Origin of the sequence: Mesorhizobium sp. WSM3224 (assembly GCF_000427725.1) — a bacterium.
Lineage (GTDB): Bacteria > Pseudomonadota > Alphaproteobacteria > Rhizobiales > Rhizobiaceae > Mesorhizobium.
The window spans coordinates 36,729-62,663 of the sequence record NZ_ATYO01000027.1; the positions used below are offsets into that span (position 1 = coordinate 36,729).

At 64.8% G+C, this 25,935-nt stretch carries 20 protein-coding genes; 13 read left to right on the plus strand and 7 right to left on the minus strand.

The genetic code is table 11. From position 1 onward, the window contains the following. Window positions 1-53: 53 nt before the first annotated feature. Window positions 54-959, plus strand: coding sequence for a LysR family transcriptional regulator (locus tag YU3_RS0127815; protein WP_027169293.1), 906 nt, complete (start codon window positions 54-56; stop codon window positions 957-959). On the opposite strand, the gene YU3_RS0127820 is transcribed toward YU3_RS0127815, so the two are convergent. The 4 genes from YU3_RS0127820 to YU3_RS0127835 all read right to left on the minus strand — a co-directional run bounded on the left by YU3_RS0127820 (window position 960) and on the right by YU3_RS0127835 (window position 8,484). Further along, a complete protein-coding gene (locus tag YU3_RS0127820; RefSeq protein WP_027169294.1) occupies window positions 960-2,216 on the minus strand; it encodes an Hsp70 family protein in 1,257 nt (418 codons plus the stop codon). Window positions 2,217-2,520: 304 nt separating this feature from the next. Further along, entirely contained in the window at window positions 2,521-3,312 is a 792-nt protein-coding gene (locus YU3_RS0127825) for a TIGR02186 family protein (protein ID WP_027169295.1), read from the minus strand. After that, window positions 3,312-4,235: a sulfite exporter TauE/SafE family protein gene (locus tag YU3_RS0127830; RefSeq protein WP_027169296.1), complete on the minus strand. Its 924-nt coding sequence runs from the start codon at window positions 4,233-4,235 to the stop codon at window positions 3,312-3,314. Before YU3_RS0127830 ends, YU3_RS0127825 begins: the two co-directional genes overlap by 1 nt. Before the next feature lie 193 nt (window positions 4,236-4,428). Beyond that, on the minus strand, window positions 4,429-8,484 hold the full coding sequence (locus YU3_RS0127835; RefSeq protein ID WP_027169297.1) for a peptidoglycan-binding protein: 4,056 nt from the start codon (window positions 8,482-8,484) through the stop codon (window positions 4,429-4,431). Between the two features lie 450 nt (window positions 8,485-8,934). Between YU3_RS0127835 and YU3_RS0127840 the strand changes: the two genes are divergently transcribed. The 6 genes from YU3_RS0127840 to YU3_RS0127865 all read left to right on the plus strand — a co-directional run bounded on the left by YU3_RS0127840 (window position 8,935) and on the right by YU3_RS0127865 (window position 16,688). Further along, a complete protein-coding gene (locus tag YU3_RS0127840) occupies window positions 8,935-9,399 on the plus strand; it encodes a MerR family DNA-binding transcriptional regulator (protein WP_156913618.1) in 465 nt (154 codons plus the stop codon). A 229-nt stretch (window positions 9,400-9,628) separates the two neighbouring features. Next, entirely contained in the window at window positions 9,629-11,425 is a 1,797-nt protein-coding gene (locus tag YU3_RS0127845; protein WP_027169299.1) for an acyl-CoA dehydrogenase, read from the plus strand. A gap of 56 nt (window positions 11,426-11,481) precedes the next feature. Next, window positions 11,482-12,654, plus strand: coding sequence for an acyl-CoA dehydrogenase family protein (locus YU3_RS0127850; RefSeq protein ID WP_027169300.1), 1,173 nt, complete (start codon window positions 11,482-11,484; stop codon window positions 12,652-12,654). Window positions 12,655-12,687: 33 nt separating this feature from the next. Beyond that, a complete protein-coding gene (locus YU3_RS0127855) occupies window positions 12,688-13,896 on the plus strand; it encodes an acetyl-CoA C-acetyltransferase (RefSeq protein WP_027169301.1) in 1,209 nt (402 codons plus the stop codon). Between the two features lie 15 nt (window positions 13,897-13,911). Then, a complete protein-coding gene (locus tag YU3_RS0127860) occupies window positions 13,912-16,131 on the plus strand; it encodes a 3-hydroxyacyl-CoA dehydrogenase NAD-binding domain-containing protein (RefSeq protein ID WP_027169302.1) in 2,220 nt (739 codons plus the stop codon). Window positions 16,132-16,145: 14 nt separating this feature from the next. Further along, complete coding sequence (locus YU3_RS0127865) at window positions 16,146-16,688, plus strand: thioesterase family protein (RefSeq protein WP_027169303.1); 543 nt, start codon at window positions 16,146-16,148, stop codon at window positions 16,686-16,688. Window positions 16,689-16,693: 5 nt separating this feature from the next. Here the strand turns inward: YU3_RS0127865 and YU3_RS0127870 are convergent, their stop codons facing one another. Further along, complete coding sequence (locus YU3_RS0127870) at window positions 16,694-18,334, minus strand: ankyrin repeat domain-containing protein (RefSeq protein ID WP_027169304.1); 1,641 nt, start codon at window positions 18,332-18,334, stop codon at window positions 16,694-16,696. Between the two features lie 296 nt (window positions 18,335-18,630). Here YU3_RS0127870 and YU3_RS0127875 point away from each other — a divergent pair, with 296 nt between their 5' ends. After that, window positions 18,631-19,272, plus strand: coding sequence for a helix-turn-helix transcriptional regulator (locus tag YU3_RS0127875; protein ID WP_027169305.1), 642 nt, complete (start codon window positions 18,631-18,633; stop codon window positions 19,270-19,272). Window positions 19,273-19,282: 10 nt separating this feature from the next. Then, on the plus strand, window positions 19,283-20,149 hold the full coding sequence (locus YU3_RS0127880; RefSeq protein ID WP_036259726.1) for a hypothetical protein: 867 nt from the start codon (window positions 19,283-19,285) through the stop codon (window positions 20,147-20,149). On the opposite strand, the gene YU3_RS0127885 is transcribed toward YU3_RS0127880, so the two are convergent. Next, the gene (locus YU3_RS0127885) at window positions 20,112-21,761 is read right to left on the minus strand and encodes a lysine--tRNA ligase (protein ID WP_027169307.1); all 1,650 of its coding nucleotides are present in this window, start codon (window positions 21,759-21,761) and stop codon (window positions 20,112-20,114) included. The genes YU3_RS0127880 and YU3_RS0127885 overlap by 38 nt on opposite strands. Before the next feature lie 212 nt (window positions 21,762-21,973). Here YU3_RS0127885 and YU3_RS0127890 point away from each other — a divergent pair, with 212 nt between their 5' ends. Continuing rightward, window positions 21,974-22,387: a tellurite resistance TerB family protein gene (locus YU3_RS0127890; protein ID WP_027169308.1), complete on the plus strand. Its 414-nt coding sequence runs from the start codon at window positions 21,974-21,976 to the stop codon at window positions 22,385-22,387. A 14-nt stretch (window positions 22,388-22,401) separates the two neighbouring features. Here the strand turns inward: YU3_RS0127890 and YU3_RS0127895 are convergent, their stop codons facing one another. Further along, a complete protein-coding gene (locus YU3_RS0127895) occupies window positions 22,402-23,223 on the minus strand; it encodes a transporter substrate-binding domain-containing protein (RefSeq protein WP_051334105.1) in 822 nt (273 codons plus the stop codon). 280 nt (window positions 23,224-23,503) lie between these two features. On the opposite strand from YU3_RS0127895, the gene YU3_RS0127900 reads away from it, so the two are divergent. From YU3_RS0127900 to YU3_RS0127910, 3 genes are all read left to right on the plus strand, one after another. Then, entirely contained in the window at window positions 23,504-24,235 is a 732-nt protein-coding gene (locus YU3_RS0127900; protein WP_027169310.1) for a LuxR family transcriptional regulator, read from the plus strand. A 277-nt stretch (window positions 24,236-24,512) separates the two neighbouring features. Then, window positions 24,513-25,151 (plus strand): acyl-homoserine-lactone synthase, encoded by a 639-nt coding sequence (locus tag YU3_RS0127905; protein WP_027169311.1) that lies wholly within the window; start codon window positions 24,513-24,515, stop codon window positions 25,149-25,151. Window positions 25,152-25,162: 11 nt separating this feature from the next. Beyond that, a complete protein-coding gene (locus YU3_RS0127910) occupies window positions 25,163-25,912 on the plus strand; it encodes an enoyl-CoA hydratase-related protein (protein WP_156913619.1) in 750 nt (249 codons plus the stop codon). Window positions 25,913-25,935 lie beyond the last annotated feature (23 nt).

Below are 25,935 nucleotides of genomic sequence, written 5' to 3' on the forward strand. Positions count from 1 at the left end.
CGTCTAACAAGCGGCTCTTGTAATTCCGATCGATTTTGCTTCTTAGTTGGTGCATGACCCTCGATCAGTTGCGCATATTCGTCGCCGTCGCCGAGCACGGCCACATGACCAAGGCCGCCGAGCGGCTCGGCATCTCGCAGTCGGCGGCCTCCGCCGCCATCCGCGCGCTCGAAAGCCAGCACGGCGTGCGCCTGTTCAACCGGGTCGGCCGCAACATCGAATTGGCCCAGACCGGCCATCGCTTCCTGCCGGAGGCGAAGGCGGTTCTGGATCGTGCCGCGGCGGCGCGCGGCGTGCTGGAGGATGTCTCGCAGACCGTCGCCGGCAGCCTTTCGATCGCGGCCAGCCAGACGATCGCCAGCTACTGGCTGCCGCGTCGCCTGGCGTCCTTCCATGAAGCCTATCCTGCCGTGAAGCTGAGCGTGACGATCGGCAACACGCGGCAGGTCGAGACCAATGTGCTGGACGGCCGCGCCGATTTCGGCCTGGTCGAGGGCCGCACCGAGTCCGACATCCTGCGCCGCGCCACGGTCGACGAGGACCGGCCGATGCTGGTGGTGGCGCGCTCGCATCCCGAGATTCCGATGACACGCGCGGGCAACCTCGACATCAGGGCATTGCGCTGGATCATCAGGGAAGGCGGCTCGGGCACGCGCGAGATGCTGGAGGATTTCGCGCACAGCCAGGGGGTTCCGCCGACGGAGCTGCAGATTTTCCTCGTCCTGCCCAGCAACGAGGCCGTGCGTCAGGCGGTCGAAGCCGGCGCGGGAGCCACGATCATCTCGGAACTCGTGGTCGCGCGCTCCCTGGCGGAGGGCAGCCTCAGGGCCGTGCCGGTCGAATTGCCGAAGCGCGACTTCGCCATGATCACGCACCGCGATCGCCAGGCGAGCCTCGCCCAGATGGCGCTGAAGGCGCATCTCACGGGAAAGGCGGAAGCGACGGCAAGCGCGGAATAATCACGCGTATTTGCGCTGCGCGTCGAGCGCCAGGCCGAGGCCGACCGAGCCGAACATGTCGCCTTCGATGACCGAGGCCTGCGGCACCAGCGAAAGGATTTGCCGCTTCGCCAGCGGGATGGCGGTCGAACCGCCGGTGAGGAACACGGCGGTGATGGCCGAAGCGGCAACGCCGGCGTCGGCGATCGTCTGTCTGACTGTGGCGGCCACGCGTTCGATGTCGCCGCTGATCGTGTCCTCGAGGCCAGCGCGCGTGATCTCGGCCACGAAGCGCGCGCCGGGCAGCGACACCTTTACCTCTGCCGATGGCTGGTCGGTGAGCGCGATCTTGGCCCTTTCGACCAGTCCGGCCATGGCATGGCCGTAGCGATGCCCGACGACATCGATGAAGCGGTCGACAAGGTCGGCCCGCTCGGCCTCGTAGCGGATCTGTCTTAGGTCGTTCATCGCCTTTGCGGTGTAGACGAGGTTGATGCGCTGCCATGTCGCGAGATCGATGAAATAGGCCGCGGGCAGGTTGCGCTTGTGGTCCTTGGTCCGTGTCAGGTAACCGAGCTCGGGCATGACATGGGCGATGCTGAGGAGCCGGTCGAAATCGGTGCCGCCGATATGGACGCCCCGGTTGGCGAGGATGTCAGCTTTGCGGTCGGTCGAGCGGACGCGCTCCGGCGAGACCCGTACGATCGAGAAGTCGGAGGTGCCGCCGCCCATGTCGACGATCAGGGCCAGCTCCTCGCGGGCGACCTTCTGCTCGTAGTCGAGCGCCGCCGCGATCGGCTCGAACTGGAAGGCGATGTGCTTGAAGCCTTGCGCGCGGGCGGCCTTTTCCAATTCGCCTTGCGCTTTCGCATCGGCAGCCATGTCGTCGTCGACGAACTGCACGGGCCGGCCAAGCACGACGCTTTCGACCGGACCGCCTGCATCTTCCTCCAGCCGCTTCTTGAGATGATCGATGAACAGGCCGATGATGTCGATGAAGCCGATCTGGCGCGCCTTGATGCGCGTCTTCTCATTGGCAAGCGTGCTGCCGAGCACGCTCTTCAGCGAGCGCATCAGCCGGCCTTCGATGCTGTCGGTGTAGTCGCTGATCGCGCGACGGCCGAAATAGGTGTAGCCGTCCTCGAAATTGAAGAACACGGCGCTCGGCAAGGTGGGCTGTTCGCCCTCCAATGCCACCAGTCGCGCCCGGCCGTCGCGGATCACGCCCACCGTGGAATTGGACGTGCCGAAATCGATGCCGCCGAATGCCGATTGCATCGCAGCCTCCTGTCGTTGCCTTGTGGCAGGATTGCCAACGACGCCTAGAGCACGATGCCGAAAAGTGTGAAGCGGTCTTCGGACGACATCATGCTCTATCTCTTTGATTTAGAGCCGGATTCAGATTTCAGGTCGACTCGACCTGAAATCATCCGGCTCTAGCGCGCCGTCGTCCGGATGGCCGGACCGCTCTGCCGAATTGATTGTGCGTGTTTACCCTTGGGCTGGGAGGCGGCGGTTTATCGCATGATCGCCCGAAGGGAAACCCCTTCCGGGAAAATGGGCTTCCATTTTTCCCGTGGCTTCAATCCTTGCGGAAGATGAGCCGGCCCAGCCAGCCGGTCAGCATGGCGAGCGATACGGCGAACACGCCATAGAGGAAGGAATAGTCATGCGCGACGCGAAAGACCGACTGCTCGAAGCCGGACTTGCGGATTTCGAGCTGTGCCGAGCTCTCCTTGATGAACAGGCCGCTCTTGAACAGGAACGCGCGCGCCTTGTGCGTGCCGACCGGAACATTGGGCGCCAGGCGCACCGTGGCGCGAAACAGGTTCTGCGACAGGAATTGCACGCCGCCGACATTCTCGCTGTAGAGCCCCGTCGCCGCCTTGCGGTCGCGAAGCGCGGCGGTGAATTCCTCGATGGTGGCAGGGCTCTCGGTCTCGTCGGCGGGCTTCATGTAGAGGTTCTGCGCGCCAAGCGAGAGCTGCTTGTATTTGCTGGGCTCGGCGACGTCTTGCAGCGGCCTCGTCGTGGCGACGGAATAGGAGACCGGCACGTTCTCGAACGTCTCCGATTCCAGGTTGACCCATACGCCGAGCACCCGGTCCTTGCGCCGGACCACTACCGGCCGCGGTGGGCCTTCGAGCACCACGACCACGTCATAGCGCCCTTGGCGCGCGACCAGCGGATCGGGATTTTCCAGCGATCCGAAGATCGTCAGGTCGGCGCCGGAGAAACCTGCCGTGATGGAGACGGCGTCGGTCGACAGGCCGATCTGGATGCTTTCGGTGGGCGGCGTCTGCGCCGTTGCCGGAGCAAGGGCAAAGAGCATCGACAACGGGACGGCGGCTGCAAATGCTCTCAAATCCGCCATCAGTTGAGGCCCGCGGCGGACAACGAATAGAGATTGGGCGGCGTCACGAAGAGATCGACGGCAAGGCGTATGGCCACGGCCAGCACCAGCATCGCCAGCAGCGCCCGCAGCTGTTCGCCGCGCAGCCTTTGGCCGGCCTTGGCGCCATATTGCGCGCCGGCGACGCCGCCGGCCATCAACAGGAAGGCCAGGATCACGTCGACCGTCTGATTGGTCGTGGCGTGCACCAGGGTCGTGTAGGCCGAGGTGAAGATGATCTGGAACAGCGAGGTGCCGATAACGACGTTGGTCGGCACCTTAAGCAGGTAGATCAGCGCCGGCACCATGATGAAGCCGCCGCCGACGCCCATGATCGACGACAGGAAGCCGATCCCGGCGCCGAGCCCAAGCACCGGGATGACGCTGACGAACAGCTTCGAGGCGCGGAAGCGCATCTTGAACGGCAGCCGGTGGATCCAGTTGTGCTGGCCGGATTTCTTGAGCACGGGCGCCGCGCCGCTGCGGCTGGCGCGCAGCGCATTGACGCTTTCGACCAGCATCAGCCCGCCGACCGTGCCGAGCAGCACGACGTAAAGCAGCGAGATGAACAGGTCGAGCTGGCCGAGTCGGCGCAAGAGCGCAAAGACGAAGATGCCGGCCGTCGAGCCGACGATGCCGCCGGCCAGGAGCACGCCGCCCAGCTTGAAGTCGAGCGTGCCGCGCTTGAAGTGCGAGAGCGCGCCGGAGAAAGAGGAGGCGATGACCTGGTTGGCGCCGGTGGCGACGGCGATCGCCGGCGGGATGTTGTAGAAGATCAACAGCGGCGTGATCAGGAAGCCGCCGCCGACCCCGAACATGCCCGACAGGAAGCCCACCGCCGCGCCCATTGCCAGCAGCACGAAGACGTTGACGGAAATTTCCGCGATCGGGAGATAGATGCCCACCCGGCTGTCTCGATCAGTTTGCGTGTCGGCCCATTGTGCCGTCCCCGGACAGTAAAGCACCGAAAAGCCAATTTTTTCTTGCACCGGCGCGGCGGCGGGGCCGANCCCCCGCCGCCGCGCCGAAACAAAAACCATCTCAATCAGTTAACAGGCAAATATGTGGCAAGGCGTCGCGTATGCGACGCGCCTGCCGTTATTTGTGCGCCAGCAGCGCCTTGACGAGCGGCGCGTCGATCTCGCCGGTCGCCTTCATCTTGTTGTCGGTCTGGAAGGCCATGATGGCGTCCTTGGTCTTGCCGCCCATCACGCCATCGGCGCCGCCGGCATCATAGCCGTTCTTGTTGAGGATCAGCTGGATGTTTTTCACCGCCTTCTTCATGTCGATGCCGGCGGTGGTCTGTGGCGCGCTGTCCTGCCAGGACTCCGGAACGTCGGCCGAGTTGGTGGCCGCGTTGAGCGGCTTGGCCTTCCACAATTCCGTTGCGGCGCGCGCCCGCTCGAGCTGCTCGGGCCGCAGCGCATTGGCGATCTCGTCGCGCTTGGCGGCGGCGTCCTTGTCGCCGGTCTTGGCAACCAGCGCGAACCACTTGTAGGATTCCTCCAGGTTCTGCTTCATGCCGACGCCCTTGGCGGCGAGGATGCCGAGGTTGAACTGGCTGTCCTTGACGCCGAGATCCGCGGCTTCCTGGAACCAGTGCGTCGCCGATTCATTGTCGGTCACGCCGTCCGCCGCCATGGCGAACAGCACAGCCAGATTGTGCATCGCGCTGGCGTTGCCCTGTTCAGCGGCGAGCTGGTAGTAGGTCTTGGCCTTCTTGATGTCGCGCGCGACGCCGATGCCCTTTTCGTAGAAATTGCCGATGCGGTATTCGGCCGGCGCGAAGCCGAGCTCGGCCGACTGCTCATACCATTTGGCGGCTGCCTTCATGTCCTCCTTCACGCCGCGCGATTCCGCGTAGCGCGAGCCGATCTCGAATAGCGCCTTGGCGTCACCGCCGGTGGCCGCGTCGCGCAGCGCCACCGGGCCGATTTCGGAAGGAATATCGAATTTGGCCGCGGCCGTCTGGCTGCTCGCCGGCGGCACGGCGCCTGTCGTGTCGGCGGTGGTCGCTGCCGGCGCGTTGTCTGCGCTTTCAGCCGCCGGATTGGTCGTCGCCTGTTCCTTGACCATCGGCTGCGCGTCGCCATCCGCGTCCGTCGCAGTGGTGGCAGGTTCGGCTGGCGTCGCGGAAGCCATCGGCGCCGGCTCGGCAGGCGCCGCAAGCGCTACCGGCGCGGGCGACGGTTCGGCCGGCATGGCGGCGGCGTTTTCGGGACTGGAGGGGACAGAGGCGGCCGGTGCCGTGTCTTGGGCGGGCTCCGCCTGCCTGACGGGGCGGACCGGCGCGCCTTCGGCCTGTGCGGTCCCCATGTCGGTCTTCCGCGCGCCGGTCGTCGGCGCGGCGGTGGCGTTGAGCGAGGCCGCATCGACCGTCTGCGTGGAGACGATCGGAGCGGGCTGGTGGGCGGCCGTTTCGACGGGATCGGACAGGAAGGCCTTGCCCAACTGCAGGCCGGCCAGTGCCATCATGATCGCGGCCGCCGCCATCAGGATCGGCTTGCGCCGCGCCTTGAGCAGGTCGCCGATCCTCAGCGCCTTCACCGGGCCGGTCATGGTCGATTGCCGCTTCAGCGTGTCGGCTTCCGCGGCAGCCGCCTGGGCTGCGCGGCGGGCAGCCGCGATGAAGTCGGACTTCGCGGCATCGCCCTCGTTGCGCCTGACCGGCTGGCTGCCGCGCTCGTCACGCACGCGCTTCATGATGGCGTTGAGGTCCGGCGCGCCGGACCCGGGTTCCAATGGCCGGTTGGCGGCCCTGGGGTCGAGCGGCTCGTCTATGTCGACGCTCGGCACGTCGCCGACCGGCGCCGAGCCGGCAAGCGGCTGCGTGTCCGCATCCTTCTTGCCCTTGAAGGCGCGAGCCAGGCCGCTGAACATGGATTTCTTGCGGCCGGCCGTCTCGCTCTTCTCGCCAATCGCATCCGGTCCGAGCGCAGCCATGGCCGCTGCAGCCGCAGCCTCGGCGGGCGAGCGCGGCGCGTCCGGCTCGTCGCGCATGATCGCCGCGGCGCGGCCCTCAAGGCTGGCCATGTCTCCCGTGAGCGGCAGTGGCTGGTCGATGTCCATCGAAGGCGCGTCCTGCACCGCGATCTTGCCGCCGCGGCCGCCGCGCTTGCCGGCCGGTTGCGGATCGACCAGTTCGCTGACCGCTTCGCTGGTCTCGGTTGCTTCAATCGAGCCGAGCCGGTCGACGATCTTCAGCAGCGTGTCGTGGATCGCCTCGAATGTCCGAGAGTTGCGCTCGTCGGAGCGGCGGGTGAGCGCTTCGAGCGTCTTCAGGTCCTGGGCGAGGCCGGCAACGGCGGTCGCGTTGGTCTGGGCAGTGCTGGACGTCGACTCGGCGAGCGATCTGACGGCGCCCTCGGCCGCCTCTCGTGCCACGCTCAGGATGGAATCGCGCGTGCCGGCCAGCGACTTCTCGATCTCGTTGAGACGCGGGCTTATGTCCTCGAATTCCGGCAGCGGCGTGCCGGGCTTGGAGAGATGCGCCGAGAGGCCGGCGACCTGCGCCTCCAGGCTGCGGATCAGGGCCGGATCGATGCCCGCGACCTGCTGCGCCGACGATTCCAACCGGCTGGAAATATCCTCGAGCCGGCTTTCCAGCCCGCGGATCGCCATGTCGTTGGCGGGATCCGACGCGCGTGTCTCGATGCGCTTGGCAAGCGCGGTGAAGCGGGCGTCGATCGCTTCCATGATGCCGGCGCTGTCGTCCTGGCGCATGCGCTGGTCGAGCCTGTCCGCGACCTCGTCCAGCCGCCGCTCGAGGTCACGGAACAGGATATTGCCCTGTTCCATCGCATCGCCCTGGCGACGCTCGATCAGCATGGACAGCGCGTCGAAGCGCTGCTCCAGGCCCTGGAAGATATGATCGGCGTCGGGCATGGCCGGCACCCTGTCCATCTTGTCGGTGATCAAGGCGATCTGCTTGCCGAGCCGCTCCATGGCCTGCTCGGGCAGGTCGGCCCTGCCGGCCAACTGGTCTACCCGGCTGGACAAAAGGTTGAGGTGGTCGAGAACCTCCGCCCCCGGCCGCGACTGCGCGACTTCTTCGATCTGCATCGCCAGGGAAGCGATGCGCTTCTCGATCCGGCCGAAGGTCTCGGGATCGAAGGCATTGGCCTGCGCGGCCACGGTCGAGGCGACGATGGCGCGGGAAATCTCGTCCAGCCGCTCGTCTATCATGGCGAGCGTTTCGCCGCCGCGCACGGTCTGCTGGCCGGCGAAACGGTCGACCGCGCCGGCAAGCGTGCGCACCTTTTCCTCCAGCGAGCGCAGCGAAAGCGATTCCGGCAGGTTGCTGACTGCGCTGCTGATCTGTTCGAGCCGGTCGGTCAGCACCGAAAGGCTCGGGCCTTCGGCGCGCTTGCGCTGGTCAGCGTCGACGCGGTCCTCGAAGGCGCTCCAGCGGCGGTCGAAATCGTCCCAGCGCCGATCGACCTTCTGTAGGCTTTCCTCGCGCGCCAGCGTGTCCAGCGCACCCTTCACCTGCTCCAGTTCCAGCCTCAGCAGGTTGACGCTGCGGTCGTCGCTCTTCTCGGCGAGCGTCTGGATGGCGCCCGAAAGCCGCTCGAATTCGAGACCGAGCTCGGCGCTGCTCTTGTCCGGCAGGCCGTTGGCGCCACGCTGGCTGTTGGCCTGCATGGCGCGGTCGATGTCCTGGCGAAACGCTTCGAATTCGCGCTGCAGGCCGACGGTCATCTGGTGGCGCAGTTCCTCGCGCAGCCCGCGCAGCTCGACGGCGATCTTGCCGACCATCGCGACGCCGTCTTCCTGGCCGCGCACGCGATCGATGTCACGCGCGATCGCCTGATAGCTCTGGCCGAAGGCAGGTGCGGCGGGCGCTGGGTTTTGCGGAGCGCGATTTTGCGGCCGTGGACTCTGCGGCGCCGGATCTTGCGGCGGCCGGTCCAGAGGCCTTTGCGCGGAATGGGTGTCTTCGTACCAGCGCGGCTGGCCGTAGGGCTGCGTGCTTGGATAACGCGGCTCGACAGGCGGCCGCCGCAGGTCGGGACGATCGGGCATGTCGGCGCGCGTGCGGTCCAGCCGCTGCTCCAGCGTTTCGAGCGAGCGGTTCAGGTCTTCGAGCGAGGCGTGCGGCCGGCGTTGCCTGCCGGCGTTGAGTGTATCGAGATAGGACCGCTTGCTGTTCATCGATGCGCCCGTGTTCAGAATGGCCGGCCGAAGACCGGTTTCCCAGAGTCCTGCCGGGAACGAAGCGAGCCGAGCGGTTTTGCTGCGGAGGAAGACGGGCTTCCGGGTTTTCACCCACGCTTCGAAAACCGTGAAAAATTCGCTACAGGATAAACACGGGTGACCGACATGCGCACATTTCGCCCAACGTGGTAAACAAGGCGTTAACCAAGCTTAAGAAGTCGCGTATAAATCATGAGCCGCTTGCCGGGTGCGGCATAAAGGTTCGTGTTGACAACGCCCTTGCGTCACCCTGCGGCTGTCGGTATAGGATTGACGTAAACGTAAAAGGTGCGAAGCCGTGCCTCTTGCGATTGACTTGTTGCAACCACGATTGGAAGCACGCCCCCGCTTCCATTCAGGCGACGCTTGGTCCGCGACCGCGACGCCACCAGGGGAAAGCCAGTGACCATGAAACTTGTTTCGCCCGGCGAAGCCGCGGCCAATACCAATGACATTCCGGCCGAAGCCGGCGAGGAATTCGTCCGCATCGGCGAGATGGCCAAGAAATACGGCGTGACCTTGCGCACGCTGCGCTTCTATGAAGACAAGGGCCTGCTCAATCCGCATCGCGACGGCTCGACCCGTCTCTATACGCGTCGTGACAAGGCTCGGCTGAAGCTGATCCTGCTCGGCCGCAAGGTCGGGTTCTCGCTGCGCGACGTCAAGCAGATGATGGATCTCTACGATCCGACCGGCACCAACACCAAACAGTTGCGGCTGGCGCTCGACAAATCGGAGAAGCAGCTCGCCCGCCTGCAGAAGCAGCGGGCGCTGATCGATGACGCCATCAACGAGTTGAGCAACTCGATGTCTGTCGTTCGCCAGATGCTCGTCGAGCGCACCACGGCGCCGCAGGCCAGCGCCGCAGGCTAAACGCTCGCGTTCAACTGCGACCCAGAATCAAGAGCCGCGTGGCTATAGCCGCGCGGCTTTTTTGTCGCCACAATGCCGGACCGCTCACAAAATTTTCCACTGCGACGAAGTTGACGTTTACGCAAACGTCAATATTTGCTATCGGAGCATCGACATTGGCCCGGCCTCCCATCCAGGACGTGGACAGGCAACTTGCTGGCCGGCCGGGACTATAAGCGTGGAGGAAGGCATGACGATCTACAGGGCGCCGATCCAGGACACGTTGTTCGTGCTCAACGATGTGCTCGGCTATCAGCGCTATTCCAACCTTCCGGGCTTTTCGGACGCGACGCCTGACGTGCTCGAGGCGATCCTCGCGGAGGGTGCCAGGCTTGCCGAAAACGTCATGCATCCGCTGAACCGCGTCGGCGACATGGAAGGCTGCGTGCGCCATGACGACGGCTCGGTGACGACGCCCAAGGGCTTCAAGGATGCTTACGCCCAGTATCGCGAAGGCGGCTGGATGGGGCTCGCAGCACCTGCCGAGTTCGGCGGCCAGGGCCTGCCCTACGCCGTTCATACCGCCGTCTCCGAATACATGATCTCCGCCAACATGGCGCTGATGATGTATCCCGGCCTGACGCAAGGCGCGATCGCGGCCATCGTCACCCACGGCACGGACGAGCAGAAGGCCACCTGGCTGCCCAGGCTGATCGAAGGCGTCTGGACCGGCACCATGAACCTAACCGAGCCGCATTGCGGCACCGACCTCGGCCTGCTGCGCACCAAGGCCGTTCCCAACGGCGACGGCACCTACAGGATTTCCGGCCAGAAGATCTTCATCTCAGCCGGCGAGCACGACATGTCGGACAACATCGTCCATCTGGTGCTTGCCCGCGCCGAGGGCGCGCCGGAAGGCGTCAAGGGCATCTCGCTGTTCATCGTGCCGAAGTTCAAGCTCGATGCCGCGGGCAATCCCAACCAGCGCAACACGCTCTCCTGCGGCTCGATCGAGGAGAAGATGGGCATTCACGGCAATTCGACCTGCGTCATGAATTATGACGAGGCGGAGGGCGCGCTGCTTGGCGAGTTGAACGGCGGCCTGAAGGCCATGTTCACGATGATGAACGAGGCCCGCCTCGGCGTCGGCCTGCAGGGTCTTTCGGTCTCCGAGATCGCCTATCAGAATGCTGTTTCCTACGCCAAGGACCGCCTGCAGGGCCGTTCGCTGTCGGGCACCAAGGCGCCGGACAAGAAGGCGGACCCGATCATCGTCCATCCCGATATCCGCCGCTCGCTGATGACCATGAAGGCCTTCAACGAGGCCGGCCGCGCTCTGGCGCTGTGGACGGCGATCAAGTCCGATGTCGCGCATCGCTCCGGTGACGACAAGGACCGCCAGGCGGCCGACGACTACACCGGCCTGATGACGCCGGTGGTCAAAGGCGTGCTCACCGACAAGGGTTTCGATCACGCGGTGATGGCGCAGCAGCTGTTCGGCGGCCACGGCTACATCGAAGAGTATGGCATGAGCCAGTTCGTGCGCGATGCCCGCATCGCCATGATCTATGAAGGCGCCAACGGCATCCAGGCGCTCGACCTCGTGGGACGCAAGCTGGCGCAGAATGGCGGCCGCGCCGTCCAGGCCTTCTTCAAGGAGGTTGGCGAGTTCTGCGAGGAGAGCCGTGCCGACGAGAAGATGACGACCTTCACCAAGGCGCTGAAGAAGGGCCTCAACGACCTGCAGGCTGCCACCATGTGGCTGGTGCAGAACGCGGTGGCCAAGCCCGACAATGCAGGCGCGGCCTCGACCGACTATATGCATCTCTTCGGCCTTGTGGCGCTGGGCTATATGTGGGCGCAGATGGCGAAATCCGCGCAGGCAAAGCTCGCCGAAGGCGCCAATGGCACCAGCGTGTTCTACGACACCAAGCTGGTGACGGCGCGCTTCTTCATGGAGCGCATCATGCCGGAAACGGCGACGCGTCTGGCCCGCATTTCGAGTGGCGCGGACACGCTAATGGCGCTGCCGGCCGAAGCGTTCTAGGTTTGGCGGGTCGGCCCCAGGCCGGCCCCCATAATTGTCGGAACGCGGAGGAAATCGTGGCGACAAATCCAGCCGAAGTTCTTGGCCTTCCGAAGCCCGCCTGGGCGGCGGACGAGGTCGGCATGCTCTACGACATGGCGTCCCGCTTCATGGCGGAAGAGATCGCGCCGCGCTACGATGAGTTCGAGAAGAACGAGATGTTCGACCGCGAGAGCTGGCTGAAGGCCGGCGCTGCCGGCCTGCTCTGCGCTTCCATGCCGGAAAAATACGGCGGCTCCGGCGGTACCTTCGCGCATGAGAGCGCCATCATCGAGGCGATCGGCCATGTCGGCGTCGACGGCTTCGGCATCGGTCTGCACAATTCGATCGTTGCGCCCTACATCCTCCATTACGGCTCCGAGGAGCAGAAAGAGAAATGGCTGCCCAAGCTCGCGACCGGCGAGCTGATCGGCGCCATCGCGATGACCGAGCCCGGCGCCGGTTCCGACTTGCAGGGCGTCAAGACCCGCGCCGAGAAGGACGGCAACCATTACAAGATCAGCGGTTCCAAGACCTTCATCACCAATGGCCAGCTCGCCAACCTGGTCATCGTCGTCACCAAGACCGATCCGGAACAGGGCGCCAAGGGCACCTCGCTGATCGTTGTCGAGACCGACGAGGTCGAGGGTTTCGAGCGCGGCCGCAACCTCGACAAGATCGGGCTCAAGGCCAACGACACGTCCGAGCTGTTCTTCAACGACGTGCGCGTGCCGACCTCGAACCTGCTTGGCCACGAGGAGGGCAAGGGCTTCGTCCAGTTGATGCAGCAATTGCCGCAGGAGCGGCTGCAGATCGGCACCGGCGCCATCGCCATGATCGAACGGGCGCTGGCAATCACCATCGACTACGTCAAGGAACGCAAGGCCTTCGGCAAGGCGGTCATCGATTTCCAGAACACCCAGTTCAAGCTTGCCGAACTGAAGACCGAGGCCACGATCGGCCGCGTCTTCTACAATGACTGCGTCGCCCGCCATATCGATGGCGGTCTCGACCCGGTGACCGCCTCGATGGCCAAATACTGGCTCAGCGACCTGCAGGGCAAAGTCGTCGACGAATGCCTTCAATTGCATGGCGGCTATGGCTACATGAATGAATATCCGATCGCCCGCATGTACCGCGACGCCCGCGTCCAGCGCATCTACGGCGGCACCAACGAGATCATGAAATTGCTGATCGGGCGCTCTCTCTGAGCGCGACGGCCGGCAAAGCCAAGGAGCACGAAAATGACTGAGGCTTATGTCTATGACGCCGTGCGCACGCCGCGCGGCAAGGGCAAGAAGGATGGCTCGCTGCACGAGGTGCCGGCGGTGCGGTTGGCCGCAAGAACGCTCGAAGCGTTGCGCGACCGCAACGGGCTCGACACCGGCAATGTCGACGACATCATCTTCGGCTGCGTCGATCCCGTCGGCGAGGCGGGCTCCGTCATTCCGCGCGCCGCCGCCTTCGAGGCCGGCTACGCGACCTCGGCGCCGGGCATGCAGATATCGCGCTTCTGCGCCTCCGGTCTCGACGCCATCAATTTCGGCGCCGCCAAGATCGCGCAAGGGGCGGATGAGATCGTGATTGCCGGTGGCGTTGAATCCATGTCGCGCGTCGGCATGGGCATGTCAGGCGGTTCGTGGTTCATGGACCCGTCCGTCGGCCTGCCCGGCTGGTTCGTGCCGCAGGGCATCTCGGCCGACCTGATCGCCACCAAATACGGGTTCAGCCGCGACGATGTCGATGCCTATGCGGTCGAGAGTCAGAAGCGCGCCGCAAAATCCTGGGCTGACGGCCGCTTCAAGAATTCGGTGATCCCGATCAAGGACCAGAACGGCCTGACCATCCTCGATCATGACGAGCACATGCGGCCTTCGACCGATATGCAGTCGCTGGCTTCGCTCAATCCGTCCTTCGTCATGCCCGGCGAAATGGGCGGCTTCGACGCGGTCGCCGTGCAGAAGCATCCGGAAGTCGAGGAGGTCAACCACGTCCATCACGCCGGCAATTCCTCCGGCATCGTCGACGGCGCGGCCGCCGTGCTGCTCGGCTCGAAAAAGGCCGGCAAGACAATGGGTATCAAGCCGCGCGCGCGCATCCGCGCTTTCGCCAATATCGGCTCCGAGCCGGTGCTGATGCTGACCGGTCCGGTCGACGTCACCGAAAAGCTCCTGAAGCGCGCCAAGATGAAGCTGTCGGACATCGACCTGTTCGAGCTCAACGAAGCGTTTGCTTCCGTCGTGCTGCGCTACATGCAGGCCTTCGACATCCCGCACGACAAGATCAACGTCAATGGCGGGGCGATCGCCATGGGCCATCCGCTCGGCGCCACCGGCGCCATGATCCTGGGCACGGTGCTGGACGAGCTGGAGCGACGCGACCTGAACACCGCGCTGGTTACGCTCTGCATCGGCGCCGGCATGGGCACTGCCACCATCATCGAACGCGTCTGACGGGGAGAGAACGAGATGAGCTACACCAATTTTACCCTCGACGTGGACGCCGACGGCATCGCGCTGGTCACCTGGGACATGCCGGACCGCTCGATGAACGTGTTCACCGAAGAGGCGATGCGCGAGTTGAACGCCATCGTCGATCATGTGGCCGGCGATGCGGCCATCAAGGGCGCGGTCATCACCTCCGGCAAGGACAGCTTCTCCGGCGGCGCCGACATCACCATGCTGCAGAAGATGCTGGCCACCTTCGCCGCCGACAAGGAGAAGGATCTCGACAAGGCGACCAGGGCGCTGTTCGAGAATGCCGGCTATATGACCGGCCTGTTCCGCAAGATCGAGACGTGCGGCAAGCCGTTTGTGTCGGCGATCAACGGCACCTGCATGGGCGGCGCGTTCGAGATGTCGCTCGCCTGCCATGGCCGCGTCGCCGCCGATTCCGACAAGGTCAAGATGGCGCTTCCCGAGGTGAAGATCGGCATCTTCCCCGGCGCCGGCGGCACCCAGCGCGTGCCGCGGCTGACCGACCAGCAGCAGGCGCTGCAGATGCTGACCAGCGGCCAGAACCTGACGCCACAGAAGGCGAAGCAGATGGGCCTGATCCACGAGATCGCCGAGCCCTCGAAGCTCGTCGAGACCGCCAAGGCGATGATCAGGAACGGCCTGAAGCCGGTGGCGCCTTGGGACGAGAAGGGCTTCAGGCTCCCGGGCGGGCCGATCTATTCGGCGGCCGGCGCCAATCTCTGGCCGCCGGCGATCGCCATCCTGCGCCGCGAGACCTACGGCAATTATCCGGCGGCGGCCGCGATCTTGAAATGCGTCTATGAAGGCCTGCTGGTGCCTTTCGACACGGCGCTCAGGATCGAGCAGCGCTATTTCACCGAGATCATGCAGTCGAAGGAAGCGGCGGCCATGATCCGCTCGCTGTTCCTGTCGCTGCAGGAGTTGAACAAAGGCGCGCGTCGCCCGGCCGGCGTGCCGGACACCAAATTCAAGAAGATCGGCATTCTCGGCGCCGGCTTCATGGGTGCCGGCATCGCCTATGTCACGGCCAGGGCCGGCATTCCGGTGGTGCTGCTCGACCGCGATCTGCCGTCGGCCGAGAAAGGCAAGGCGCATTCCGACAGCCTGATGGCCGATCAGGTCAAGAAAGGGCGTGCCAAACCCGAGGACAAGGACAAGCTCCTGTCGCTGATCACGCCAACGGCGGACTATGCCGACCTTGCCGGCTGCGATCTCGTCGTCGAGGCTGTCTTCGAGGATTCCGGCGTCAAGAAGGAAGCCACCGAGAAGGCGGAGGCGGTGCTGAAGTCGTCGGCGATCTTCGCTTCCAACACCTCGACGATTCCCATCTCCGCACTGGCGAAGAACTCGGCGCGGCCGAAGAACTTCATCGGCATCCACTTCTTCTCGCCGGTCGACAAGATGATGCTGGTCGAGATCATCCTCGGCAAGAAGACAGGCGACAAGGCCTTGGCCGTCGCCTTCGACTTCGTGCGCGCCATCAAGAAGACGCCGATCGTCGTCAACGACACGCGCGGCTTCTATGTCAACCGTTGCGTGCTGCGCTACATGTCGGAAGCCTACAAGATGCTGATCGAGGGCGTCCCGGCGGCGATGATCGAGAATGCCGCCAAGGCCGCCGGCATGCCGGTCGGCCCACTGGCGCTGACCGACGAGACGGCCGTCGACCTTGCCCAGAAGATCATGAAGCAGACCATCAGGGATCTCGGCGAGAAGGCTGTCGACCCCAAGCAGATGGCGCTGATCAACACCATGGTCGACACGCATGGCCGCTTCGGCCGCAAGAACGGCAAGGGTTTCTACGACTATCCGGCGAAACCCGCGAAAAAGAAGCTCTGGCCGGGCCTGAAGGACCTCTATCCGCAGTTGGAGCCCGAGAAGGTCGACTATGAGGAGCTGAAGGAGCGCCTGCTGGTCACAATCGCGCTGGAGGCGGCACGGGTGATGGAAGAAGGCATCGTCACCGATCCGCGCGAAGCCGATGTCGGCTCGATCCTGGCTTTCGGCTTCGCGCCTTTCACCGGCGGCGCGCTGTCCTACATCGACGGCATCGGCGCCAAGCGCTTCGTCAAGATCGCCAAGGGGCTGCAGAAGAAGTATGGCGCCGAGTTCAAGGCGCCGAAGCTTCTGCTCGACATGGCCGAGAAGGACGAGACCTTCTACCAGCGCTTCGACCCCTACCAGAAGGGTGAGGTCAAGCAGGCGGCCTGACGAACGAACCCGGGATGTATGTCTGGGGGCGAATGGCCCGCACCATGGCCACGGCGCCCAGCCGTGGCCCTTATCGGGTGGGCGATGAAAGCCGGCTGGCCTTTCGCTGCCTGCCGATCGACATCGACTTCAACCTGCATCTGAACAACGCCCGCTACATGATGCTGGCTGATCTTGGCCGCATAGACATCTTCCTGCGCGTCGGTCTCATCGCGCTGGCGCGCACGAATGGCTGGGCGCCGATGATCGGTGGGCTGCAGGTGGCCTACGCACGCGAGATCAAGCTGTGGCGCCGCTTCGAGGTGGTCTCGTCGATCGAGACCTGGGAAGGCACGTCCGTCATCGGCAGGCACCGTTTCGTCCTAGATGGCGGCGAGACGGCGGCGCTGATCCTGACCACCGGCGGCGTCTATGACCGCGGCGGCCGCCGCTTCCTCGGCATCGACGAGGTCGTTGTGGCGCTCGGCCACGCCGCCAGTCCCCGCCCGCCGACCGAGGCCGAGCGGGCGTTCATGCTGTCGCACCGGAATTTGCGCGAGCAGGCCAAAGAGGTCTGATCGGGTCAGGCCGGCCTGCCGAGCAGAAAGTCGGTCACCTCATCCGAAAAGACCATCAGCCCGTCTTCAAAGGCGACGGCCCGCCTGCCTTGGGGATCCGGCCGCCCGGACGGCATTCCGTACGCCAAAAGCGCCTCGGCGCAACCGACCCAGTCGCCATCGCTTTCGGGCTCGTTGACGGAAGCCCAGCCGAGCGTCCCACGCACATCGCCGCCGAAGCCATGCTGCTCTTTCCAATCCGCGCCATGTTCGAGCAGGAAACGCGTGAGGTCGGCGTCGCCGCGAAAGACGGCATGGTTCAGCGCCGAGGCGTCCCAGTCGCCGCCGCGCCGGGCAACCGGCCAGCCGAGCCTGACCATCACCTTCACCGCGTCTCGGCAGCCCTGTGCGGCAAGCACGGGTAGCAGCCGCAACTGCTGATCCGACAGCGACTCCGGCAGGTGGGGCCTGCGGGCCTTGATCTTGCTGGCCGTCGCCTCGTCGCCGGCCGCGCAGGCGGCGACGAACCGCTCCTCGTCGGGCAGCGGGTCGTGGTCTCCCGGTTGCCGCAGCAGCGCAGCGACGTCCGGCAGGCCGAAGCGCAGTGCGACCCGGTAGGCGCTTAGGCCTTCAGGCGTCCGCGCCGACGCATCGGCGCCGGCCGCAAGCAGGGCTTCGATATGCGCCGGCGAGCGGCGGCGGCGGATTGCCCACAGGAGCGGCCTGCCCCAATCAGAGGTCGGCTGGCTTCCGGCCGGCTCGTTCGGATCGGCATCCGGCGCGGCGAGCAGCAGTCTCAGCGCGTCCAGGCTGTCGAGATCCAGGACACGATAAAGCGCGTTCGAACCCGTGACACGGGCCCCAGCCGCGAGCAGCAGCCGCGTGCAGGCCGGGTTCTCGAGCGAGTGATAGAGCGACTCGCCATCGTTCGGATCGGCGCCGGCGTCGAGCAACAGCTTCGTCATAACCGGATCGTGGTTCTGGCCGGCCGCGCCGTAGAGCGCCGACAGCCTGTACGAGGGTTTCTCCAGCGAGGCCGGCGGCCAGCGGCTGCCCACCGCCTGATTGGGATCGGCGCCGGCCTCGAGCAGCAATCTGGCGGCGGTGTGAAGCGCGTCGCGAAAGCGCGGCAGCCGCGCCAGGCTGGAATGGGTCACCGCCACCAGCGGCGGCAGGTCGAGTGGGCCGCCCGGGCGGTTGACCCAGCCGGCGTCCCGCTTTGTCGCCTCCCGCAGGATCGCTCCGTCGCCAACCGCGCAGGCCGCATACCAGTCGCCTCGGACTATATCGGGATGTTGTTCGATCAAGCGTGCGGCGGCAGCCGGGCTCGCCCGATCGGTGCCGCCGCTTATGTCTCCGGCATAGACGAGCCCCGCCCAGTTACGGATCGAAGCGGCGCGATCGGCGCCGTAAGCGCGCTGCGCGGCGACGAAGCTGCTCAGGTCGCGCCAGGACGGGAAGCCATATTCGCGCGCCAGGCAGGACTGGGCGTCATGCAGGCGCAGGGCGAGCGCCGCGACTGCCGCATCGTCTTTGCCGGCCGCCGAGGGCAGGCTTTCGCGAAAGCGGGTGAGCGCGTCCGGCTCGCCGCGCCGATAGGCCGCAAGCAGGTCCTTGGCCTGTTTCTTCAACAGGTCGAGATTGGGACGGTTGGGGAGTTGGTTCATGAAAACCTCCGTGCGTTGTTCGCCGAAGGTCCGCAAATCGGCTGCACAAAGGTTTGGCTGTCAGCTCATCGAAGCAAGTGGGTTCAACCCTTCCCGCGGACCCGGATGCGGCCTGCACCGCGTTTCGACCATAAATTCATTCGGTCTACCCGGTCAATTGGCCATACATGACAAGGCTCACCCGTTTGCGCGAGCGGATCACTTCTATTTTTCGGTCCATCGCTACCGGTGGACAACGCTGTGGTCGCGCGCTAGACAGGTTGAGGCATTTTTTCCTGTTTTGAAGGAGAGTGCGCGTGCTTTCACACGACCGCGTCTGGGCCGCAATCGACGCTCTCGCCGAGCGCTATTCGCTGTCGGCTTCCGGCCTTGCCCGGCGCGCGGGCCTGGATTCGACGGCGTTCAACAAGTCGAAGCGTCTGTCGTCGGACGGCCGGCCGCGCTGGCCCTCGACGGAATCGCTGGCCAAGATCATCGAGGCCACCGGCGCTTCGCTCGAGGAATTCACCGGGCTGGTCGAAGGGCGCGTCGGCGCCGCTATCGCCCGACAGCGCAGCGCCGTCCCGTTGCTTGGCTTCGCCCAGGCCGGCGCGGGGGGGTTCTTCGACGATGCCGGTTATCCGGCAGGGCAGGGCTGGGATCTGGTCGAGCTTCCGGCGCGGGCGACCGAGACGTCATACGCGCTGCAGGTGCAAGGCGATTCCATGCTGCCGCTCTACCGCAATGGCGATGTGCTGATCGTCGAACCCGGCGCGCCGACGCGCAAGGGCGACCGCGTCGTCGTAAAGACCACCGCCGGCGAGGTCATGGCGAAGGTGCTCGACCGGCAAACGGTGAAATCGATCGTGCTGGTTTCGCTCAACCCCGCTCACCCGGACCGGGACATCCCGACGCGCGATATCGAATGGGTGGCGCGCATCGTCTGGGCGAGCCAGTAGGTCCGGGCTGGTGCGGCTTCTTCAAACAGCCCTGGCGGTTCTGGCGATTCCGGTCATGGCGGCGCTCGTGATGGCCGGCGGCCGCGTGGTCAAAGGCCATGAGAACGTGATCGCCGTGGACCAGATCGATTCGGCCGCGATCGCCGATCCGGGGGCCGACACGCCGCTGGAGGAGCCGGCGACCTCGGCCATTCCCGCGCCCGCCGTTCCGCAGCCACCGAAGCCGCCTGTCCACTCGAGGGCCATCGATCCCGAAATGGTGGCGCCCCCTGCTATTACAGACAATGAGCTTGAACGGGTGGAACCGCGTGCGCCACTCGGCGATCTGGCGCTGGCCGGGCCGCCCAAGCCGCCGAAAGTGAAGATGCCGGGCGACTGGAACGGCACCAAGCTCTTCCAGCCGGTCGCCACGGCCGCCGGGCTGATCGAGGCAAAGGGCTACGCTGTCGCCGTGTCCGGGGTGGATGTCGTCAAGGCGGATGAAACCTGCGGCGACGAGGGCAAGACCTGGGCTTGCGGCGCGCGCGCCAGGACAGCCTTCCGCGCCTTCCTGCGCGGACGGGCGGTCGCCTGCAAGGTGCCGCCCGAGGGCGACCGCGACACCATTTCCGCCGAGTGCCATATCGGCAACCAGGACATCGGCCAGTGGCTTGTCGAGAACGGCTGGGCGCGCGCCGCGCAAGGCGGCCCCTATGTCGAGGCCGAGAACAAGGCCCGTACCGCAAAGAAGGGCATTTTCGGCCAGGTGCCTGACCTCGACGGCTTGCCGGCGCTGCCGGCCGCATCGCAACCGGCGCCTGTGGCGCCGGATTCGATCCTGCCGGCGGAAGGCGGCGCCGTTACGCCGCCAACTGACCAGCCAGCGCCCGCCCAATAAGCGCGCGCGTCTCGGCAATGCCGTAGAGCGCCGCAAACGAGCCGAAGCGCGGCCCGCGCTCCTGGCCGATCAGCACCTGGTAGATCATCTGGAAGAAGGCGACCGACACGCCGGGCCCGCCTTCCGGGCTCTGCTTGGAATGGTCCTGGTAGCGTTCGATGCGGCGCGCGACATTGAGCGCGGCGTTCTGGATCGCCTCGCTGTCGGCGCCTTGCGGCAGCGCGCCGAGCGCCTCGGAGAGCTTGCCTAGCGCCTCGCGTTCCACCTCGTCGGCGGCGCGGTACACCTTGGTCGGCTTCACGAAGTCGTCGAAATAGCGGATGGCGTAGCCGGTGAGACGGTCGAGCTCCGGATGCGTCTTCGGCGTCACGCCCGGCGCATGCCGCGAGATGAAGCCCCACAGCACCGCCTTGTCATGCGCGTTGGAAGCGCTGACCAGGTTGAGCAGCAGCGCGAACGGCACCGGCAGGTCGATGGCCGGTGGGTTGCCGTCATGCATGTGCCAGACCGGATTGCCGAGCCGTTCCTTCCAGTCCTGGCGCCGATAGGCAGAGAGGAAGGAATAATATTCGTCCACCGCCTTCGGGATGACGTCGAAATAGAGCTTCTTCGCCTGCCGCGGCCGCTGGTACATATAGAGGCCGAGGCTTTCCGTCGGCGCGTAGGTCAGCCATTCGTCGATGGTCAGGCCATTGCCCTTCGACTTCGAGATCTTTTGGCCTTCCTCATCGAGGAACAGTTCGTAGACGAAATGCTCCGGCGCGCGTCCGCCGAGGATGTTGCAGATGCGGTCATAGATCACGGCGTTGGTCTGATGGTCCTTGCCGAACATCTCGAAATCGACGCCGAGCGCTGCCCAGCGCATGCCGAAGTCCGGCTTCCACTGCAGTTTCACATGGCCGCCGGTCACGGGCAGCGTCGTCTCGGTGCCGTCATCGTCGAAGGTGACGGTGCCGGCCTTGGCGTCGACATGCTTCATCGGCACGTAGAGCACGCGCCCGCTCTTCGGTGAGATCGGCAGGAACGGGCTGTAGGTCGCCTGGCGCTCCGGCCCAAGCGTCGGCAGCATCACGCCCATGATCTCATCGTAACGGTCGGCGGCGCGCAACAGCACCTCGTCGAAACGGCCGGCCTTGTAGTACTCCGTCGCGCTGGCGAACTCGTAGTCGAAGCCGAACGTGTCGAGGAAGCGGCACAGCATCGCATTGTTGTGGTCGGCGAAGTTCGTATAGTCGCCGCCGAACGGATTGGGCACCGACGTTAGCGGCATATGCAGATAGGGTTCAAGCGCCGCGCGATCCGGGACGCTTTCGGGGATCTTGCGCATGCCGTCCATGTCGTCGGAGAAACACAAAAGCTTGGTCTTGACCTTGTCTCCGGTCAGCACCCGGAAGGCATGGCGCACCATGGTCGTGCGTGCCACCTCGCCGAAGGTGCCGATATGCGGCAGGCCGGACGGTCCGTAGCCGGTTTCGAACAGGACGGTCTCGGGAAAGTCTTTGCCCTTGTATCGCGCGATGATCTTCTTTGCTTCCTCGAACGGCCAGGCCTTGCTCTCGGCCGCCGCGGCAAGCATCTCGGGATTGAGATCGATGATGTTTGATCCCGTCATGTCAAAATTCCAGTCATGGCCGTCTTCGCGGCGGATATGATTTTCAACCGGTCTCTAGGCGCGCGAGACCGGAGCGTCAACGATTTGCGGTGGTTTTCCTTGCGGCGTCATAATGGTGTTCCTACGTTGGAGCGCGATTATCCTGTGCATGTCACCCCAAAAAGTGCCTCGCGGTTTTGGGGAAACGACATGCACGCTTCCAGGAGTTTTGAATGCCTTTGCTGAGCCCGCACGAAGCACTGATCCACCTGATGGTCATCACGTCGGCGTCCGATCGCGACATGACCGATGTCGAGCTGACGCGGATCGGCGACGTCGTCCGCTCCTGGCCGGTGTTCGTCGACTTCAACCAGGATAGGCTGGTTCAAGTGGCGCAGGCCTGCCAGAAGGCGCTGCATGAGAAGGACGGGCTGGAAGGCGTGCTGGCGCACGTCGCCGAAGCGCTGCCGGAGCGGCTGCGCGACACCGCTTACGCCGCTGCTTTCGAGGTCGCCGCCGTCGATCTCGAAATGCGCATGGAGGAGGTCAGGGTGCTGCAACTGATCCGGCTCAAGCTCGATCTCGACACGCTGACGGTGGCCGCTATCGCGCGCGCGGCCAAGGCGCGCCTGCGCACGCTGACCTAAAGAAGCTGACAGGCCTAAAAGAAGCTGACGGGGAAATAGCGCAGATAGAACTCGGCGAAGGTGCCTTTGATCGAGATTTCCTGCAGCGCGTAGTCGAAGGCCGCGGCAAGTGCGGTGTCGCTCTTGCGGGTGGCGATCGCCATGCCCGCGCCCAGATATTCCGGCGCCAGATACGGACCGCCGGCAAAGCGGCAGCAGCCGGCGGCATCGGAGCCGCCCAGCCAGAAGGCGAAGCGCATGCCGTCGCCGAAGGCGGCGTCGATCTTGCCGGCCTTGAGATCGGCATAAAGGCCCTCGGGCCTGTCGAAGGTCACGACCTGCACGGTGTTGAAATAGTCGCGCAGCATTTTTTCATGCGCGGAGCCGGCGACGACGCCGACCCGCTTGCTGCGCAGCTTGTCGAGGATCGGCTCTGCGAAGGCCTTCGCCTTCGGCATGATGAAGCGCGCAGGGAATTGCATATAGGAGCGCGAGAAGGCGTATTTCTCGCGGCTCTCCGGCGTCGCGGCGATGCCGGCGATAATCGCCTCGCCCTCGCCCTTCTGGAGGGCATCCTCCAACTCGTTCCACGGCAGCGCCTGCACCTGGCATTTCTCGGCGACGCCCAATTCCGCGCAGATCGCGCGCGCCAGATCGATGTGGAAACCGGACAGGCGGCCCGAGCCGTCGAGGAAGTTGAAGGGTGGAAAATCGGTGGTGGTGAGGAATCTGAGCCGCGGCAGCGCGGAGAGGTCGGGTTTCGGCAGCCGCTCCTTGGCATCCCACAGCACCGGCACCTGCGGCTCCGCTGCCTGAGTCGCGCCGGCAAAAGGCAACGCGCCGGTCAGTACGGACATCAGGGCCAGAAATATCCACCGCAACATCACGATATAGCTCCGCCCAGACAGCTTCCTTGGCTTTTCGTATGAAAACGGGGCAGGCACAACGGTTTTTGATTTCAAGCGGCCAAATTAGGCGTATGGTTTAGCGCGTTTGCATGTGACCTCGCGCGCCGGAAGAGGGGGAAGCTACCGGCTTTGCAGAGGAGATTGCGATCCGGGGGTTGATGACGAAGAGCGGTTCGGGCATCTACCGTCGGTAACGAAAAAGCAGAAGCAACATGGGGTAGATGTTGCCATGGGCCTGTTCGACAGAACTCTGGAATACATAGACCAGTTGCAGGACGCTGGCACCGCGGCAGCGGTTTGCGAGAGGCTGCTGGGCGTCACTTCGAACTTCGGGCTGACGGCCCTGATGGCGGGAACCGTGCCGCAGCCGGGCACGCCACGCGGCCGGCAGAAGCAGCACGTTCTGCTTTGCGATTGGCCCGGTGATTGGCTCGAGCGTTACGTGGCGCGCAACTATGTCGACCACGATCCGGTTGTCAGCCACATGAAGCAACTTCAGGCACCGTTCCAATGGCGGGATGCTTCCAAGAACGCCGTGATCGACAAGAGCAGCGACGAAGTCATGGGCGACGCGCGCGAGTTCAAGCTGCGCGACGGCCTGGCGTTTCCGCTGGTCACGCTCGACGGCCAGATCGTCATGGTCTCGCTGGGCGGCGAGTCCGTCGAACTGTCGGATGCCGAATTCGGAATGGTCTCGCTGGCGTCGACCTACGCGATCGGCCGCGCCATGCAGCTGCACACCAAGGCCGACAACATCATCGATCACATAGAATTGACGGCGCGTGAGCGGGAATGCCTGCGATGGGCGGCCGTCGGCAAGTCCGAATGGGAGATCTCTCAGATCCTCGGCATCTCGGAACATACTTCCGAGAAACACCTTCTTAACGCCAAGAGCAAACTCGGCGCCGCCAACAGGGTGCAGGCAGTCGCGGAGGCGATTCGGCGCGGCTATATTAGCTAGGTCGGCGTGCGGCCTAGAATTCTTTGCCCACGCGATTGCATAAAATTTTCAGAAAATCCGACGTATCTTCCTCTTAAGCCTCAAGACGGCTAATGCTTTCTTAACGCCAAAAGCAACGGGGCGTTGCCAACTGCGTACAGGTAGTCGCGGAGGCGATTATGCGCGGCTATATTAGCTCGGTCGGCCGGTGCCGACCTAGAAATTCTTGCCTACGCGATCGCGTAATGTTTTCGGGAAAGCCCGGCCGTATCTTCCTCTTAAGCCCAGGAGACGGCTAATGCTTTTTTCCCTTACCACTCAGGAATTGATGGAACGCCCCGACCTTTGGGAAGCGGTTCATCGCCTGCGTCATAAGATCTTCGTCGAGGAGATGGGATGGACCGATCTCGATCGGCCGGACCAGCTCGAGATCGACCAGTTCGACCATGACGAGGCAGAACACCACCTCGTCATCCGCAATGGCGAGCTTGCCGGCTACCAGCGCATGCTGCCGACGACACGGCCGCACCTTCTGACGGACGTGTTGTCGGATCTCTGCGAGGGGCAGTCCCCCTCGGGGCCGAATGTCTGGGAGCTGACCCGCTACGCGGTGGCGCCGGGTTTTCGCGACGGCAAGCGGGGCGTCTCGACTGTCGGCACCGAACTGATCGCTGGCTTCGTCGAATGGGGCCTGAAGCGCAACGTCAACCAGGTCATCATCGAGTTCGAGCCGATGTGGGTGTTGCGGGCGCTGCAACTGCACTTCCTGGCACAGCCGCTTGGCTACCAGCGCACCTACGGCAACCAGCAGGTCGTGGCGACGCTGCTCACCTTCACCGAGCATACGCTCGATACCGTGCGGGCCCGCCGCAACCACTTCCTGCCGGTGCTGAACCGGGGCTATCCCGGTCTGCTCGGCCTGAAGCAGGCTTCGTGATGGAGGCGGTCATGAGTTTCCATCCCGAACCTGAACTGCGCGGCCATACGCTGGTCGTCACGGTGTCCTCGCATGACGGCCGGCCGGTGCTCGACAGGCACGCCTATGCGAGCCTTGCCAGGACCTTCCACGAAGCCGCCGTCAATGACGACGTCCGCGTCGTCATGCTGCGTGGCCTCGCCGGATGTTTCTGCCTTGGTGGCGACTTCTCGGAGTTCCTCGACGCCACCAAGCACCGGGAACTGATCGCCGCCGTCACCGACATGTTCCGAATGCTGGCGACCTTCCCCAAGCCGGTGCTCGCCTGTGTCGACGGCGACGCCGTCGGCGTCGGCTGCACCATCCTGTTCCACTGCGACATGGTGATCGCTTCGAAGGGCAGCACCTTCAGGGTGCCGTTTGTCGACTTCGGCCTGGTGCCGGACGCGGCGACCAGCATCCTGGCGCCCCAGAAGCTCGGCTATGCCGGCGCCTTCCGCTTCTTCTGCCTGGGCGACACGCTCGGGGTCGAGGACGCCAGGGCACTCGGACTGGTGGGCGAAATCGTGACGGAAGGCAGCGCGGAGGAGGCTACCTTGGCGAGAGCGAAACAGCTCGCCAAGAAGCCGGTCGCCGCGCTGCTGCAGACGCGGAGCCTGCTCAAGGGCGATACGGACGTGTTATGCGACCGCATCGACCACGAGATCACCCTGTTCCAGCAGGCGCTTCAGGATGACGCCACGCTGAAGCGGCTGCAGCGGATCGCTCGCCTGGCCGCCTGACCGGCCGGCATGACAATCTCAGC